Annotated in this window: 13 protein-coding genes and 1 pseudogene; 8 read left to right on the top strand and 6 right to left on the bottom strand. The window is 66.7% G+C overall.

Features of this window, described 5'->3' with window-relative positions; all coding sequences use genetic code 11:
- Positions 1-119: 119 nt before the first annotated feature.
- The 6 genes and pseudogenes from JQ566_RS24645 to argG all read left to right on the top strand — a co-directional run.
- Positions 120-380: pseudogene (locus JQ566_RS24645) on the top strand (SDR family NAD(P)-dependent oxidoreductase); the annotation flags it as partial.
- 202 nt (positions 381-582) lie between these two features.
- Positions 583-1,260 (top strand): invasion associated locus B family protein, encoded by a 678-nt coding sequence (locus tag JQ566_RS24640; protein ID WP_212376850.1) that lies wholly within the window; start codon positions 583-585, stop codon positions 1,258-1,260.
- Between the two features lie 209 nt (positions 1,261-1,469).
- Positions 1,470-2,663, top strand: coding sequence for a dual-specificity RNA methyltransferase RlmN (gene rlmN, locus JQ566_RS24635; protein ID WP_212376847.1), 1,194 nt, complete (start codon positions 1,470-1,472; stop codon positions 2,661-2,663).
- 121 nt (positions 2,664-2,784) lie between these two features.
- Positions 2,785-3,279 (top strand): hypothetical protein, encoded by a 495-nt coding sequence (locus JQ566_RS24630; RefSeq protein ID WP_212376845.1) that lies wholly within the window; start codon positions 2,785-2,787, stop codon positions 3,277-3,279.
- Positions 3,280-3,361: 82 nt separating this feature from the next.
- Entirely contained in the window at positions 3,362-4,138 is a 777-nt protein-coding gene (locus tag JQ566_RS24625; protein WP_212376842.1) for a phosphatase PAP2 family protein, read from the top strand.
- Positions 4,139-4,229: 91 nt separating this feature from the next.
- Entirely contained in the window at positions 4,230-5,567 is a 1,338-nt protein-coding gene (argG, locus tag JQ566_RS24620) for an argininosuccinate synthase (RefSeq protein ID WP_212376839.1), read from the top strand.
- A gap of 17 nt (positions 5,568-5,584) precedes the next feature.
- Here the strand turns inward: argG and JQ566_RS24615 are convergent, their stop codons facing one another.
- Complete coding sequence (locus JQ566_RS24615; RefSeq protein ID WP_212376836.1) at positions 5,585-6,220, bottom strand: TetR/AcrR family transcriptional regulator; 636 nt, start codon at positions 6,218-6,220, stop codon at positions 5,585-5,587.
- A gap of 231 nt (positions 6,221-6,451) precedes the next feature.
- Between JQ566_RS24615 and JQ566_RS24610 the strand changes: the two genes are divergently transcribed.
- Both JQ566_RS24610 and JQ566_RS24605 read left to right on the top strand, forming a co-directional pair.
- A complete protein-coding gene (locus JQ566_RS24610; RefSeq protein ID WP_212376957.1) occupies positions 6,452-7,408 on the top strand; it encodes a homocysteine S-methyltransferase family protein in 957 nt (318 codons plus the stop codon).
- 224 nt (positions 7,409-7,632) lie between these two features.
- The gene (locus JQ566_RS24605) at positions 7,633-9,390 is read left to right on the top strand and encodes an alkaline phosphatase (RefSeq protein WP_212376833.1); all 1,758 of its coding nucleotides are present in this window, start codon (positions 7,633-7,635) and stop codon (positions 9,388-9,390) included.
- Positions 9,391-9,454: 64 nt separating this feature from the next.
- On the opposite strand, the gene JQ566_RS24600 is transcribed toward JQ566_RS24605, so the two are convergent.
- The 5 genes from JQ566_RS24600 to JQ566_RS24585 all read right to left on the bottom strand — a co-directional run bounded on the left by JQ566_RS24600 (position 9,455) and on the right by JQ566_RS24585 (position 15,508).
- On the bottom strand, positions 9,455-11,653 hold the full coding sequence (locus tag JQ566_RS24600; protein WP_212376830.1) for an OmpA family protein: 2,199 nt from the start codon (positions 11,651-11,653) through the stop codon (positions 9,455-9,457).
- Positions 11,654-11,839: 186 nt separating this feature from the next.
- Positions 11,840-12,082 (bottom strand): hypothetical protein, encoded by a 243-nt coding sequence (locus tag JQ566_RS34685; protein ID WP_249139773.1) that lies wholly within the window; start codon positions 12,080-12,082, stop codon positions 11,840-11,842.
- An 81-nt stretch (positions 12,083-12,163) separates the two neighbouring features.
- Complete coding sequence (locus JQ566_RS24595; protein ID WP_212376827.1) at positions 12,164-12,550, bottom strand: VOC family protein; 387 nt, start codon at positions 12,548-12,550, stop codon at positions 12,164-12,166.
- A gap of 24 nt (positions 12,551-12,574) precedes the next feature.
- Positions 12,575-13,399: an FkbM family methyltransferase gene (locus tag JQ566_RS24590; RefSeq protein ID WP_212376824.1), complete on the bottom strand. Its 825-nt coding sequence runs from the start codon at positions 13,397-13,399 to the stop codon at positions 12,575-12,577.
- A gap of 156 nt (positions 13,400-13,555) precedes the next feature.
- On the bottom strand, positions 13,556-15,508 hold the full coding sequence (locus tag JQ566_RS24585; RefSeq protein WP_212376821.1) for an ABC transporter ATP-binding protein/permease: 1,953 nt from the start codon (positions 15,506-15,508) through the stop codon (positions 13,556-13,558).
- Positions 15,509-15,516 lie beyond the last annotated feature (8 nt).

Raw genomic sequence — 15,516 nt, 5'->3', positions numbered from 1 at the left:
GCGACAATCCGGATTCTTTGCCCAAAGCGATGCACAGACCTATCCTCCCGTCATTGCGAGTTGGGACCAGCTCTGAGAGTCAGACGCGCGCCAGACTATTTCCGCGGCACGGACTCGCAATGACGCGGTGTATCGAAACGGCAAGGATTCAAACGACGTTTGAAACAAGCCTGCTCAGGGGCAAGCGCATCCTCGTCACCGGTGGTGGTTCGGGCCTCGGCGCGGCGATGGGCCGTCGCTTCCTCGCGCTCGGCGCCGGGCTCGTGATCTGCGGCCGCAAGCTCGACCGGCTCGAGGCAACGGCGCGCGAGATGCGCGAAGAGACCGGCGGCAAAGTCACGACGATCGCCTGCGATATCCGCGACGGTGCGGCCGTCGACATTTGCGCAGTTCCGGCGCCGTGGATTTGCTCGGCTGGATCGAGGCGCAATGGGTCGAGCGACGCGCCGCGCGATCCAGGGCATAGCCGCCGCCGATACCGCTAACTGCCTTCCCAAATTGGACTTTCCCGGCTATCCCTGCCCGGGGACAAAGCGCGCTCGGGCCATCTTCCAGTCACAATATTGAGGGAACCACTCCAGCATGTGGCGGGTGCTGATTTTAGCTTTGATGACTGGCGTCATGGCCGGGGGAATCGCCGTTTCTGCGCGGGCGCAGACGGCGCAACCGGCGGCCAAGTCTGTTCCAAAAGAGTCTGCTCCAAAAGAGGCGGCACCGAAGCCGGCCGCGCCGGCGGCCAACACGACTGCAAAGGCGGCCGCGAAGCCCGAGAGCAAACCGGCGGCCACGCCCGCGGCAGTTGCGGGCGGTGCGGAACCGACGCTGATCGGCCAGTTCGGCACCTGGGGAGCATACTCGGCGACGCCGAACGGCAAGAAGGTCTGCTTCGCGCTGGCAAAACCCTCGTCGTCGAAGACCAACCCCCCGAACCGGCCGCGCGATCCCGCCTATGCGTTCGTGTCGACCCGGCCGGCGGAGAAGGTGAACAACGAGGTCTCGGTCATGATCGGCTATGCGCTGAAGCCGGGCTCGGAATCGACGGTCGAGGTCGGCGGCGCCGCCTTCGCGATGTATACGCAGGGCGACGGCCTCTGGATCAAGAACGCAGCCGAGGAGGAGCGGATGGTCGAAGCCATGCGCAAATCCGCCGATCTCGTCGTCAAGGGCGTCTCGGCCAAGGGCACGGAGACGACCGACACCTTCTCGCTGAAGGGCCTCGCCCAGGCGCTCGACAAGATCGCCCAGGACTGCAGGCGTTAAGGCTGCAGGCGTTAGGACTGTCGGCGTTAAGGCTGCGGTCGATAAGGTCGCAATCGGCGGTTCCGGTTGCTATATAGGGTTATCCCAAAGGTGTTGCCGTCATGGCCGGGCTTGCCCCGGCCGTCCACGTGCTGGCTCCGGGCGGGAAAGAATGTGGATGCCCGGGACAAGCCCGGGCATGACGAGACAGCAGCAATCTCAGGCAACCGATGACCGAGCCGCACAACGCAACATTGGTGGAGAAGACTCCGCTCGAAACCTATGTACCGCCGGCAAAACCGTCGCTGATCGGCCTGTCGCGCGCCGAGCTTGCCGACCGCCTCGGCGAGATCGGCGTCGCACCGGCCCAGCGCAAGATGCGCGTGCAGCAGCTCTGGCACTGGATCTATTTCCGCGGCGCCCAGAGCTTCGACGAGATGACCTCGATCTCCAAAGGCATTCGCGGCGATCTCGCGCAGCATTTCACGGTCGACCGTCCCGAAGTCGTGGCCGAGCAGATCTCCAACGACGGCACCCGCAAATGGCTGCTGCGGCTGCCGAGCGGCGACAATGTTCAGAAGGCGCATGAGGTCGAGTGCGTCTACATCCCCGAGACCGATCGCGGCACGCTTTGCGTCTCCTCGCAGGTCGGCTGCACCCTGAACTGCTCGTTCTGCCACACCGGCACGCAGCGCCTGGTGCGCAACCTCACGGCCGGCGAGATCGTCGGGCAGATCATGGTCGCGCGCGATCGCCTGAACGATTGGGCCGATCGCGAGGACGGCACGCGCCGCGTCACCAACATCGTGATGATGGGCATGGGCGAGCCGCTCTACAATTTCGACGCGGTGCGCGATGCGCTTCTCATCGTCGGTGACAATGAAGGCATCGGCATCTCCCGCCGCCGCATCACGCTGTCGACCTCGGGCGTGGTGCCGAACATCGTGCGCGCGGGCGAGGAGATCGGCGTCATGCTCGCGATCTCGCTGCACGCGGTGCGCGACGAGCTGCGCAACGAACTGGTGCCGCTCAACCGCAAATATCCGATCAAGGAGCTCTTGCAGGCCTGCCGCGACTATCCCGGCGCCTCGAACGCGCGCCGCATCACCTTCGAATATGTGATGCTCAAGGGCGTCAACGATTCGCTCGAAGATGCCAAGCTCTTGGTGAAGCTGCTCAAGGGCATTCCCGCCAAGATCAACCTGATTCCGTTCAATCCCTGGCCCGGCACGGCCTATGAATGCTCGGACTGGGACCAGATCGAGAAGTTCTCCGAATACATCTTCAACGCCGGCTATTCCTCGCCGGTGCGCACCCCGCGCGGCCGCGACATCCTCGCCGCCTGCGGCCAGCTCAAGTCGGAGACCGAAAAGCTCTCCGCCCGCGAGCGCCAGGCGCTGCGCGCCATGGCGATGACGGATTAGGTTTTCATGCCGATGCTCTCGCATCCCTGTCATTGCGAGCACAGCGAAGCAATCCAGAATCTTGCCGCGGGGACAGACTGGATTGCTTCGCCGCGCTCGCAATGACGGTAAGGCTCGTCTCATGTCCCTGATCGGCCGCCTCGTCGTCATCTTCATCGGCTTCCTCGCCGCCTGCTTCGTCGGCGGCATGATCATCGTCGTCGCGCTGCTGTTTCCGGAATTCGCCGATCTCGGCGCCGGTCCCGTCGACCAGGGCACGCTCGACATCCTGCTCGGTTTCGGCTTCATCTTCGTGTCCGGCTTCGCCCTGGTGCCGGCGGCGGTGATCGTCGCGATCACCGAAGCGCTCTACATCCGCAGCGCGCTGGCCTATGCCGTCGGCGGCGGCCTCGTCGGGCTCGCCTGCTATCTCGGCCTTGTTCCCTTCCACGCCGACACGCTGCAGTTCGAAGGTATCGTGCGGCGTCACCTGGAAATCATGACCGGCGCGGGCATCGTCGCCGGCGTCGTCTACTGGCTGATCGCCGGCCGCAACGCCGGCGCCTGGCGCAACCCGCCGCCCCCGCGGAAACCCCCTCCGCCGTTGCCGTCGCAGTCGCGGCCGGATTCGCGGTGAGTTTCTTACCCTCCCCTCCAGGGGAGGATGGGCACCTCCCTTGGGGTTTCCATCCCCGCCCCACTCCGCTAAACCGCGCGCCATGAACCGGACTGGACTCTTCATCGCCCTGGCGCTGTGGCTCGTGATCGGCGTCGTCTTCGGCCTCTATCCCGAGCTCGACCTCAAGCTCGCATCGCTGTTCTTCGACCCCGCGACCAGGACGTTCCCGCTCAAGCTGAACGGCTGGGCCGGCTTCGTGCGCGATGCGGCGATGTGGATCGCCTGGGCGTTCGCGCTGCCCTCGATCGTCGCGCTCGTGGTCAAGATGATCCGGCCCGACCGGCCGCTGATGGTGCCGGGGCGCACGGTGATCTTCCTGCTGGTGACGCTGACCATGTCGGCCGGCATTTTGACCAACCTGACGTTCAAGAACTATTGGGGCCGTCCCCGTCCGGTGGTGGTGACCGAGTTTGCCGGCGACCAGCAATTCGTGCCGTGGTGGGATCCGCGCGGCAGCTGCGGGCGCAACTGCTCGTTCTTCTCCGGCGAAGGAGCGACGGCATTCTGGACGCTCGCGCCGGCCGCGCTGGCGCCGCCGGCGTGGCGCCCCCTCGCCTATACCGCCGCCGTGGTGTTCGGCGCCGTCACGAGCGGGCTGCGCATGGCCTTCGGCGGCCACTTTTTCACCGACGTTTCCATCGCGGGCCTCGTCACCTTCGTCGTGATCTGGTTCGCCTACGCGCTGATTTACCGCTGGCCGCGGACGCGGTTCTCGGACGAGGCGGTCGATGCCGCCCTGACCCGGCTGAACATGCCCGCCTACCGGCTCCGCCAGCGCCTGTTCGGCCGCAAGACCGGCCCCGAGCCCTCGGTTTGAGCCATTAAAGGGGTGCCGAGCCCCGCGAAATTTGATATTCGCGCGGTCAAACCTACCCATCACATCAGCTTGAGACCCGATTGGAAGCCCCATGACCACGATCCTGAAAAGCCTGCCCAAGGGTGAGAAAGTCGGCATCGCTTTTTCGGGCGGCCTCGACACCAGCGCGGCGCTGCTCTGGATGAAGCAGAAGGGCGCGCGCTGCTACGCCTACACCGCCAATCTCGGCCAGCCGGACGAAGCCGACTACAACGAGATCCCGCGCAAGGCGATGGAGTTCGGCGCCGAGAAGGCGCGTCTGGTCGATTGCCGCACGCAGCTCGTCCATGAAGGCATCGCCGCGATCCAGTCCGGCGCCTTCCACATCTCGACCGGCGGCATCACCTATTTCAACACCACGCCCCTGGGCCGCGCCGTCACCGGCACGATGCTGGTCGCGGCGATGAAGGAAGACGGCGTCAACATCTGGGGCGACGGCTCGACCTTCAAGGGCAACGACATCGAGCGCTTCTATCGCTACGGCCTGCTCACCAATCCCGGCCTGAAGATCTACAAGCCCTGGCTCGACCAGCAGTTCATCGACGAACTCGGCGGCCGCGCCGAGATGTCGGCGTTCATGACCGCGCAGGGCTTCGCCTACAAGATGAGCGCCGAGAAGGCGTACTCGACCGACAGCAATTTGCTCGGCGCCACCCATGAGGCGAAGGATCTCGAGAGCCTCGACAGCGGCATCAAGATCGTCAATCCGATCATGGGCGTGCCGTTCTGGCGCGACGATTGTGCCGTCAAGGCCGAGAAGGTCGTGGTGCGGTTCGAGGAAGGCCAGCCCACGGCGTTGAACGGCCAGACCTTCTCCGATCCCGTCGCACTGTTCCTCGAAGCCAATGCGATCGGCGGCCGCCACGGCCTCGGCATGAGCGACCAGATCGAGAACCGCATCATCGAGGCCAAGAGCCGCGGCATCTACGAGGCGCCCGGCATGGCGCTGCTGCACGTCGCCTATGAGCGCCTCGTCACCGGCATCCACAACGAGGACACCATCGAGCAGTACCGCATCAGCGGCATGCGGCTGGGGCGCCTGCTCTATCAGGGCCGCTGGTTCGATTCGCAGGCCCTGATGCTGCGCGAGACCGCGCAGCGCTGGGTCGCGCGCGCCGTCACCGGCGAGGTCACGCTGGAGCTGCGCCGCGGCAACGACTATTCGATCCTCAACACCGAGAGCCCCAACCTCACCTATGCGCCGGAGCGGCTCAGCATGGAGAAGGTGGAGGACGCCGCCTTCACGCCGGCCGACCGCATCGGCCAGCTCACCATGCGCAACCTCGACATCGCCGACACCCGCACCAAGCTCGGTCTCTACTCGAAGACCGGTCTGTTGTCGGGCTCGGAGGGCTCGCAGATCTTCAGGCTCGAAAGCGACAAGGGCTGATCGTCGTCGCGATCGTGCTAGGGGCTGGTCGAGGGCTTTGCCGGCCCTGCGGCGAATACCAGCTTCACACAGCTGCGGAACAGCAGGATCTGTCGCTCCAGCCGCTTCGGGTCGTTGAGCGTCTTCGACATGATGATCGCGCCGTCGACCACGCACGAGATCATCTCGGCGAGATCGTCGAGGTCGATGGCCTCGCGCGGCGGATAGACTGCGGCGATGCCGTCGAGGATCGCGCGGAAATGCGCATTCCAGCTCCTGACTGATTGCGCGGTCAGGTCGCGAACCTCGCGGTCGAACAAGCGCTCCTGATAGCAGATGCTGGCGATCAGGCAGCCGGGATGGCCGTTGGGCAGGTCGGCCATGATCTCGGCGAGCAGTTTCAAAGAGATCAAGAAGGACTGGAGCGGGTCGTCCGAGAGCTCACGTCCCCGCCTGAAGATTTCGTCGAACAGCCGATCGTTCGTTTCCACGTAGCGGCGCAGCATCTCCCGCGCGAGCGCGTTTTTATCCCTGAAGTGATAGAAGAAGCCGCTCTTGGTGAGTCCGGCCTCGGCGATGACCTCGTCGATCGAGGTCGCCGCGAAGCCTTTTGCGAGCACTGCCGCTTCCGCGATTTCGAGAATGCGTTCGCGCGTCGCTTCGCCCTTTCCCATCGGCTCCTCCAAAACCACACCAAAGGTGCGGAATCCGCTGCGTGCGGCAAACGCCCCAACCGAGGGCCTCGCGCAAGCCCCTGATTTGTCGTCTGTTTGCGGTCGGAAGTTCAGCCGCACCATCAGGCTTCTAGAGCAGCGCGACATTATGCGGCACCACTTGACGCGACCGCAGGCGGGCATGGCGCGACCGAACGACGAGAGCGGCCCGTGCAAATGATGGAGCGATCGATGGCCAGATACAGACACGGCCTGCCGCAGTACCGCGGCGGCATTTTCCTGACCGACGGCGGCATGGAAACCACCCTGATCTTTCACGAAGGGCTGGAGCTGCCTCATTTCGCGGCATTCGTGCTGCTCGACAGCGCGGAAGGTCGCGCGCATCTGAAACGCTACTACGAATCTTATCTCCGCATCGCGCGGCAGCATGGGCTCGGCTTCGTGCTCGACAGCCCGACCTGGCGCGCCAACCCCGATTGGGCCGCCAAGCTCGGCTACGATGCGGCCGGGCTCAAGACCATCAACATGCGCTCCATCCGCTTTCTGGAGGAATTGCGCGGCGAATGGGAGACCTCCGGCGCGCCTTGCGTGATCAGCGGCGCGATCGGCCCGCGCGGCGACGGCTACAAGGCCGGCAACATGGATGCGGCAGAAGCCGAAGCCTACCACTCGGCTCAGATCGCGGCCTTCGCCGAGGCAGGCGCCGACATGGTGACCGCGTTCACGCTGAACAGCATCAACGAGGCCGTAGGTGTGGTGCGCGCGGCCAAGAGACAGGAGATTCCAGTCGCGATCTCCTTCACGGTCGAGATGGATGGTCGCCTGGTCAGGGGGGAGTCCCTGCGCGAAGCGATTGAAACGGTCGATGACGCGACGGAGCGCGCTTGCGAATATTTCCTGATTAACTGCGCGCATCCCACTCATTTCGAGGGTGCACTCGCGGGGGGCGAGGCGTGGGTTCAGCGCATTCACGGCGTCAGAGCCAATGCGTCGGCCAGAAGCCATGCCGAACTCGACGAGTCGGAGACGCTCGACAGCGGCGATCCCGCTGATCTCGGCCGCCGTTACCTTTCGCTCAGGCGCGCATTCCCGGGCATGCGGATTCTCGGCGGCTGTTGCGGCACCGATCACCGGCATGTCGCCGCCGTTTGCGAGGCCTGCCTGCCGACAGGAGCGTTGACCGCGTGATACCAAGGAAGGCCGGGATCGGCTCCCGGCTGTCTGCCCTTGCAGGCTCGCCCCACCTTGGCGGCGCGGCGAGAGGCGGATGATGGCCAAAAGCGACAAGCGTTCAGGGCCTTGGGGTCAGGCCCTTTGCCACCCGGCGGGGCAATACGTGACTTAATGACCGTGTCATTCTCGATCGCTACGCTTCCTGTTCCTGTCGGAAATCGGATCGCGGAGCATCGAATATGGTCAAGAGGTCAACCGTCGCCTCTCTCATCGTCCTCTGTTGGACATCGTCGCTGTCGGCACAGACGATCTATCCGATCGATCGTGCCGAGATCCTGGCCGGGGCCCAGTTCGACTTCAAGGTCGAGCTCCCCGGGCCGGTCGATCCCGCCAAGTTGAAGGTGACGGTGAACGGCGCGGACTATGCGACCGCGTTCGGCCGTGCCGGGACCTTCATCGACCGCGAGGATGGCAAGGAGCAGTCGGCCCTGATCCTGCGCGACGTCACGCTGACCGCGCCGGGCAGCGTTGCCGTGGACGTGAGCGACGGCACGCGCCAGCGCAGTGTCACGTGGACGGTCTACGACACCGGTCCGCGCAAGGCGAAGAACGTCATCCTGTTTATCGGTGACGGCATGTCGCCGGCGCATCGGGTCGCAGCGCGAATCCTGTCCAAGGGGATTTCGGAGGGCAAGAGCCACGGCAAGCTCGCCATCGACGACATGCCTCACATGGCGCTGGTTGCAACCGCCGGCTCGGACTCGATCATCACGGATTCTGCGAACTCGGCCAGCGCCTATGCGACCGGGCACAAGAGTGCCGTCAACGCCCTCGGCGTCTATGCGGATCGCACCGCAAATCCGTTGGACGATCCCCGGGTCGAAACCATCGCGAGCCTCGCCAAAAGGCGGCTCGGCATGGCGATCGGCATCGTCACCAATACCGAGATCGAAGACGCGACCCCGGCGGCGATGGTTGCGCACACCCGCCGGCGCGCCGCCTATGACGAGATCGTCGAGCAATTCTTCACGGCGAAGCCGGATGTCGTGATGGGCGGCGGCAGCGCGAATTTTCTGCCGAAGTCGGCCGCCGGCTCGAAACGCAAGGACGAAACCGATTACATCGCGAAGTTTCGCGATGCCGGCTATCAGGTGGCGACCACCGCGAGCGAGCTCAGCGCGTTTGCCGCAAAACAGGAGACAAGCAGGCTGCTCGGCCTGTTCGCCACCGGCAACATGGACGGTGTGCTCGACCGCAAATTCCTGAAGGGCGGCGGCGTCAAGAAGTTTCCCGAGCAGCCTGATCTGACCGAGCAGGTGCAGGGGGCGCTGAACATCCTTTCGAAGAACGAGAGCGGTTTCTTCCTGATGGTCGAATCCGGACTGATCGACAAATATGCGCATTTGCTCGACATGGAGCGCGCCGTCTACGACACGATCATGCTCGACAACGCGGTGCGCCGGACGCGCGAATGGGCGCGCGCACGCGGTGACGACACCCTCATCCTGGTGCTGGCGGACCACAATCATCCCAACAGCCTCGTCGGCACGGTGAATGACGATATGGGCACGACGCCCAACGTTCCCTTGCGCGAGCGCGTCGGAGTCTACGATCAGGCCGGATTTCCCAACTATCCCGCGCCGGATGCGGAAGGTTATCCGTCACGCGTCGACGTGAGCCGGCGGCTTGCCATCTTCTCGGCGAGCCTGCCCGATCACTACGAGACGTTCCGTCCGAAGCTCGACAATCCCAACGAGCCGACCGTCAAGGCCGGCGCCGACGGCACCTTCAAGGCCAACGACAAATACAAGGAGGTCCCGGGCGCGGTGCTGCGCCCCGGCAATCTGTCGGCGCTGGTCGGCGCCAGCGTGCATTCGGGCGAGGACGTCATCCTGACCGCGACCGGACCGGGCAGCGAGCGCGTGCACGGCTCGATGGACAACACCGAAGTGTTCCGTGTCATGGCCGACGCGCTCGGGCTCGCGGCGGGACAGTAGCGGCCACACACGCGCCAAACAAAATGGCCGGGACGCTCCCGGCCATTTGCATTTGTGCTTCGCCTCAGCGCGGCGGCGCGGTGCCGGGCGGGGGCGGCGGCAGCGAGGCCTGGCCGCCATTGAGCAGCGGCGTGATGCGGCGGACCGTGACACGCCGGTTGATCAGGCTCGGCCCCTGCGTCTGCTCCTTCAGGTACTGCTCGCCATAGCCCTGCGACGTCAGGTTTTCCGCCGGCACATTGAACTGCTGCGTCAGCAATTCGGCCGCGGATTGCGCACGGCGGTCCGACAGCGACAGATTGTCGACCTCGTTGCCGACCGCGTCGGTGTGGCCCTCGATCAGGAACACCTCGCGCGGATTGCGCTGGATCGCCTGGTTGAGGCCGTCGGCGATCACCTGCAGCCGGGCCGCCTGGTCCGGCGGGATGGTCCACGATCCCGTCTCGAAGTTGATCGTGTTGACGTCGATGCTCGGCATCTGCATGCGGACATTGGGGCTGTAGCGGATCTCGTCGAGCGAGTAGCGCCGCTCGATCCGCTGCACCGGCGGGGCCTGCATCGTCGCGTAGATCACGTCCGGCGACGCCTCCTCCGCGTCGACGATGTAGCGATCGTAGGGAATGTTCACGACCGGCGGCGGCACGTCGACATAGAAGCCGCCGACCGACCGCGGATCGCGGTAGCTGTTGTCGATGATGACGATCTCGCGCCCGCCGGGGTCCCTGCGGATGCGTCGCAGCAGCGAGCCATCCGGGCCGACCACGGTGATCACCTCGCTGCCATCGGGACGAATCACGACGGTGCGGGTTTCGCCGCCGACGGTATCGGTGCGGATGTCGCGGGCGCCATAGCGGAAGCGATAGAGATCGTTGCCGCGGACATAGGCCTGCCCGCCGGGATCGCGGATGATGATGCGGTCCGGCTCGTTGTAGATGGTGCGGCCGCCTTCGACGACCTCGCGCCGCTGGTTGTGGAGGTCGGCGATGGTCGCGCCGATCACGGCGCCCGCCACCACGCCCGCACCGATCGCGAGCGGCGTCAGGTCACGCTGCGGCGGACGCGGCGGTGGCGGCAGCGGTGCAGCGATGGTCGGCGCAGCCCGGAAGGCGGGCGCAACCGTCGGCGGCGCGTATTGCGCCCGGTTCGGCGGCGGTGCCGCGGCGGGCGTGCCAGGGACGACCGTCGGCGCCGCGGCGCCGGCCGGAGCTGCGGGCCGGGGCGGGAGGGTGCCGGCCTGGGGCGGCGCAGCCGGAGTACCGGCAGCGGGTGCGCCGGCAGGAGGCGTTCCACCCTGTTGGCCGGGGGTTGGCGTCGCCGTCGGGGCTGGGGTCGCGCCGGGAGCGGGCGCTGCCGACCCCGGACGTCCGGGCGGTGGCGTCGGAGTGCTGCCGGGAGCCGGCGTCGCCGTTGGAGCGGGCGTGGCGCCGGGGGTCGGCGATCCCGCCGCCGGAGGCGAGCCAGGACGCGCGCCGGGCGGAGGTGCGCCGGGGCGGCCGGCCGGCGGCGCGCCAGGCGTGCTGCCCGGCGCCGGGGTTGCGGTCGGCGCAGATGTCGGCGCCGGTGTGGGTGTCGCCGTCGGAGCAGGCGTTGCAGCCGGCGCAGGCGCGCCGGGGCGGGCCGTGGGCGCTGCCGTCGGAGCAGGCGGTGTCGCCGTGGGTGCAGGCGCGGGCCGGGCCGATGGAGGCGCTGCCGGGGGCGGCGGAGGCGTTGGAGTCGGGCGTGCCACAGGCGGCGGCGCGGTGGGCGCGCGCTGCTGCGGAGCCGCGGCAGGAGGCGGTGCCGGCGGCGTGGGAGCCGGGCGCGCGGCAGGTGGCGCCGGGGGAGGCGGTGTCGGGGCGCGCTGCTGCGGCGCCGCAGCCGGAGGCGGCGAAGGCTGCTTTGGGGCGGCCGGCGGTGGTGGAGGCGGCGAAGGCTGCTTCGGAGCGGCCGCGGGCGGCGGAGGCGCCGGACGGGCCGCAGGTGGTGGCGGCGGCGGAGGCGGTGCTGTCGGGCGCGGCGGTGCGGCTGCCGGCGGGGGCGCTGCGGGCGGGTGGGGCGGTGCCGCCGCGGGCGGCGGTGCTGCCGGGCGCGCGGGTGCGGCAGGCGGGGCGGCCGCCGGCGGTCCCTTCGGCGGCTGCTTCGGTTTTCCGTCAGGGCCCGTCTCTTGCGGCTGGGCCTGTGCGACGACGAGCGGCGAAGCGCTTTGCGCATGCGATGCGGTGTTTGCCAATTGCATCGCGGTCAGAGCCGTCGTCGCAAGCAGCACGAAACGAAGGTTGGTCATGGTGGTGAACTTCCCCGGAAGGTTCTTTGACGAAGTGTCGTGATGAACAGCCACGCGTTAGGCCGCATTGTGGCGGGCGATGCGACCGCAGTCCGATTTATTTCTGCACGCAAATCATCTCACTACGGCGACGTTCATTGCGCATTCAGACGCAGCTTGCAATCGCCTCACATGTGATGCGTCGCCTCACATGTGCTGCCGCGGCGGTGTTGCGTCCGTCGCAGGATTGGGCGTGAGCGGACCGTTCGGCCCGCGCGATGGAATCTCTTCAGGCACGTGGCCCGGCAATTCGTTGGGTCGTGGTGATTCGCCGGGCTCGTGCACCGGCGGCGTGATGTCGGGCTGAGGATTGCCGGGCGGAATTCCCGGCGGCGGCTCCGTGGGAGTCCCCGGTGTTGCCGGTGGAATCTCGGGCGGTTCGATCGGCATCGGCATCATCGAGATCGTTGTCCAGAGAACGATAACGACGATGCCGTGCCGATGTTCCCTGTCGCATCGTGTCGAAGCGCCCTATTCGGGCAGATGACAGACGGCCTCGATATTGTGGCCATCAGGGTCGAGCACGAAGGCGCCGTAATAGTTCGCGTGATAATGCGGGCGGATGCCGGGCGGACCGTTGTCGCGGCCACCGGCCGCCATCGCCGCCTTGTAGAAGGCATCCACCGTGGCGCGGTCCTTGGCTGCGATCGCAATATGCACCGGCTTGTTCATGGCGCCTTCGCCGCCGAACCAGAAGTCCGGCTTGCCGTCGGCGCCGAAGCCCGCGGCGGCTGCGTGGCCGGTCTGCTCTGCCGTCACTTCCATGATCAGGCCGTAGCCGAGCGGGGCCAGCGCCTTCGCGTAGAACGCCTTGGCGCGCTCATAGTCGGAGACGGAGAAACCCAAATGGTCGATCATCATGACCTCCGTTGCTTGTCCTCGTCAGCGCGACAGGAACGTATTGCTCCGTGTCTTGCGTGCGATCGTAAAGCCGCGCGCGACCATGTCGGCAATACAATCCTGCTGCCATTCGTTTTGTGACAGGTGTTCGATCACCACTGCGCGCGGCCACAGCGATTGCGGCGCGTCGCGGAAGAAGCCGATCAGCACGCGGTCCTCAAAGCCCTCGACGTCGATCTTGAGCGAATCGACTTGGTTGACGCCAGCCTCATCGAGAATGCGTGTCAACCGCAGCGACGGCACCTTGATGGCCTCGGCACTGGCCGCGCCGGTGACGACGTGGGTGGCGCCGAGATTGCCGCCGCCGCTCTCGATCATCAGCTCGCCGTCGCTGTCGCCCGCCGCCGCCTGCACCAGGCGCACCTGCGGCGTCTTCGACGCGGCATGGTTGAAGGCGAGCCGTCCGAAGGTCAGCGGATGCGGCTCGATCGCGACCACCTTGCCTTGGGTGCCGACCTGCCGCGCCATCACCAGCGCAAACGTGCCGACATTGGCGCCGACGTCGACGAACGTGCCGCCCGCAGGGGTGTGCTGGCGCAGGAAGTCGAGCTCGTCGAGATTGTAGTCGGGGTTGAACAGCGCGCCGCGCTCGGTCGCGCTGCCCTGGTGATCGAAGCGGAACGAGGCGCCCTGATATTGCACGTCGACCGGGCCACTGCGCAGCAGATCGACCAGCCGCGACATCCAGGGCCGGAATGCACCGCGCTTCAGCCCCGATCGTTGAGCGAGGCGGATGAGCGCAGCCTGCGCCGCGTTGGGCGCAAACGCGCCGAACGGCGCGGACGAAGGGGCGTTGTCGGACGTCAAGCAGCAGGTCCTCGTTGCAGGCGGCGCATGCATAGCCGGTTTTGATGGGGACTCCAACTTCAGGTCCGTAGCCCGGATGGAGCGCAGCGTAATCCGGGATTCTCACCGCGCGGATGGACCTCCCCGGATTGCGCTGCGCTCCATCCGGGCTACGGCTCACGCCGCCTTCTTCGAGACCTTCCGCTGCCTCAGGAAACGGCCGAGCAGCCTGCGCCTGCCCTTGCGCGGAATCAGGTCGACGTCGCTGACGAGCTTGGCGCCGCCCTTGCGCCGCTCCAGCACGATCTTGCGGCTGTGGAAAGCCTCCAGCTCGGCGCGATGCGCGACGCTGACGATGGTCGCCTTCGGCAGCTCGTCGGTGATCATCTTCATCATCTTGTCCTGGCTCTTCTCGTCGAGCGCCGAGGTCGCCTCATCGAGCACGACAATGTCGGGATTGTGCAGCAGCAGCCGCGCGAAGGCGAGGCGCTGCTTCTCGCCGCCAGACAGCGTCTGGTCCCACGGTCCTTCCTCTTCGATCTTCTCCTTGAGATGATCGAGGCCGACCTTGTGCAGGGCTTCGCCGATCTCCCCGGCGGTCCAGTCCTCTGCGGCCCCGGGATAGGCGACGGCGCGGCGCAGCGATCCCGTGGGTACGTAGGGCCGCTGCGGCAGCATGAACAGGCGCCGGTCGGCATGGAAATTGACGCTGCCGCCGCCCCATGGCCACAGGCCGGCGATGGCGCGCACCAGCGTGCTCTTGCCGGTGCCGGATTCGCCGGCGACCAGCAGCCGCTCGCCCGGTTCGATCACCACCTCGGTTTCGCCGACCACCGCGGTGCCGTCATCGAGCGTGACGGAGAGATCGTGCAGCTCCAGTACCGCATCGTCGCGCGTCTCGCCGCGCTTGATGCGTCCGAGGCCGTCGCCCTGCTCGGCGCGTTCGAGGCCGTCGAGCGACATCATCAGCGAGGCGATGCGGCGCGCACAGGCGTTCCAGTCGGCCAGCCGCGGATAATTGTCGACCAGCCAGCCGAACGCGCTCTGCACGATGGTGAAGGCAGAAGCCGCCTGCATCACCTGTCCCAGCGTCATGCTGCCGTCGAGGAATTTGGGCGCGCAGAGCAAGAGCGGCACGACCGGCGCAACGAGGCTCGATCCTTGCGACACCAGCGTGGTGCGCATGTGCTGGCCGGCGAGCCGCGCCCATTGCCGCAGCACGCGGGCAAAATTGCGGTCGATGCCGTCGCGTTCCTCCTGCTCGCCGCCGAGCAGCGCGATGCTCTCGCCGTGCTCGCGCACGCGCGTCAGCGTGTAGCGGAAATCGGCCTCGGCCTGGTTCTTGTCCTCGGAGACCTGCACGAAGCGCCGGCCGATCACCACGATCGATCCGGATGCGATCGCGGCGTACAGCATCGCGGCGATCACCAGGAAGCCGGGGATGGTGACCGACGAGCCGCCGAGCGTGACGGTGAGCGCGCCGCCGATGGTCCAGAGCACGACGATGAAGGTCGCGGCCGACAGCAGCGCCGAGGTGACGCCGGCAATGAAGTCGACCGGCGCGTCGGTCGCAATGCGTAAGTCTTCCGCGATCCGGTATTCCGGATTCCCGTGGTCGCCGCCGACGAGGTTGAGCTGGTAGTAGCGTCCGTTCGCGAGCCAGCGCGTCAGCACGCTTGCCGTGAGCCAGGCACGCCAGCGCCGCTGGATGCCCATGCGCGCGAACACCTGCGCGACGGCGAGCACGATGCTGCCGATCGCGAGCGGGAAGAACAGCGCCGTGAGATGGAAGACACTCGTTGCGTCGCGCTTCTCGATGGCATCGAAGATCTCGCGGTTCCAGACATTGATGCCGTATTGGACGCTGACGGTCAGCACGATCAGCAGGCCGAGGCCGATCGAGAGCGGCCAGGCGAGGCGGTTGCCGTTGCGGCCCCAGAAACCGCGCGCGCTGATCCAGAACCGCGTCAGCAGATAATCCTTGCGGGCCTGCTCGGCTTCCTCGGGTGAGAGCTCGGGGTCGGGTTCGGCCAGCTCGGGCGGCGGTGTCACTTCATCGCCGTTCTCGCCTTTGATCTCGACAAAGGGCGGCTTCTTGCCCTGTTCGCGCGTCGCGGCCGGCTTGTGCATGGGCGGAC

Origin of the sequence: Bradyrhizobium sp. SZCCT0231, from assembly GCF_018130245.1 — a bacterium.
GTDB classification, from domain to species: domain Bacteria; phylum Pseudomonadota; class Alphaproteobacteria; order Rhizobiales; family Xanthobacteraceae; genus Bradyrhizobium; species Bradyrhizobium japonicum_F.
This window is presented reverse-complemented; position numbering and strand designations above follow the sequence as displayed.

Bases quoted from the DNA above. Each gene is read 5' to 3' on its own strand.
- JQ566_RS24640 (WP_212376850.1), top strand. From the start codon at position 583: ATGTGGCGGGTGCTGATTTTAGCTTTGATGACTGGCGTCATGGCCGGG.
- rlmN (WP_212376847.1), top strand. From the start codon at position 1,470: ATGACCGAGCCGCACAACGCAACATTGGTGGAGAAGACTCCGCTCGAA.
- JQ566_RS24630 (WP_212376845.1), top strand. From the start codon at position 2,785: ATGTCCCTGATCGGCCGCCTCGTCGTCATCTTCATCGGCTTCCTCGCC.
- JQ566_RS24625 (WP_212376842.1), top strand. From the start codon at position 3,362: ATGAACCGGACTGGACTCTTCATCGCCCTGGCGCTGTGGCTCGTGATC.
- argG (WP_212376839.1), top strand. From the start codon at position 4,230: ATGACCACGATCCTGAAAAGCCTGCCCAAGGGTGAGAAAGTCGGCATC.
- JQ566_RS24615 (WP_212376836.1), bottom strand. From the start codon at position 6,220: ATGGGAAAGGGCGAAGCGACGCGCGAACGCATTCTCGAAATCGCGGAA.
- JQ566_RS24610 (WP_212376957.1), top strand. From the start codon at position 6,452: ATGGCCAGATACAGACACGGCCTGCCGCAGTACCGCGGCGGCATTTTC.
- JQ566_RS24605 (WP_212376833.1), top strand. From the start codon at position 7,633: ATGGTCAAGAGGTCAACCGTCGCCTCTCTCATCGTCCTCTGTTGGACA.
- JQ566_RS24600 (WP_212376830.1), bottom strand. From the start codon at position 11,653: ATGACCAACCTTCGTTTCGTGCTGCTTGCGACGACGGCTCTGACCGCG.
- JQ566_RS34685 (WP_249139773.1), bottom strand. From the start codon at position 12,082: ATGCCGATCGAACCGCCCGAGATTCCACCGGCAACACCGGGGACTCCC.
- JQ566_RS24595 (WP_212376827.1), bottom strand. From the start codon at position 12,550: ATGATCGACCATTTGGGTTTCTCCGTCTCCGACTATGAGCGCGCCAAG.
- JQ566_RS24585 (WP_212376821.1), bottom strand. From the start codon at position 15,508: ATGCACAAGCCGGCCGCGACGCGCGAACAGGGCAAGAAGCCGCCCTTT.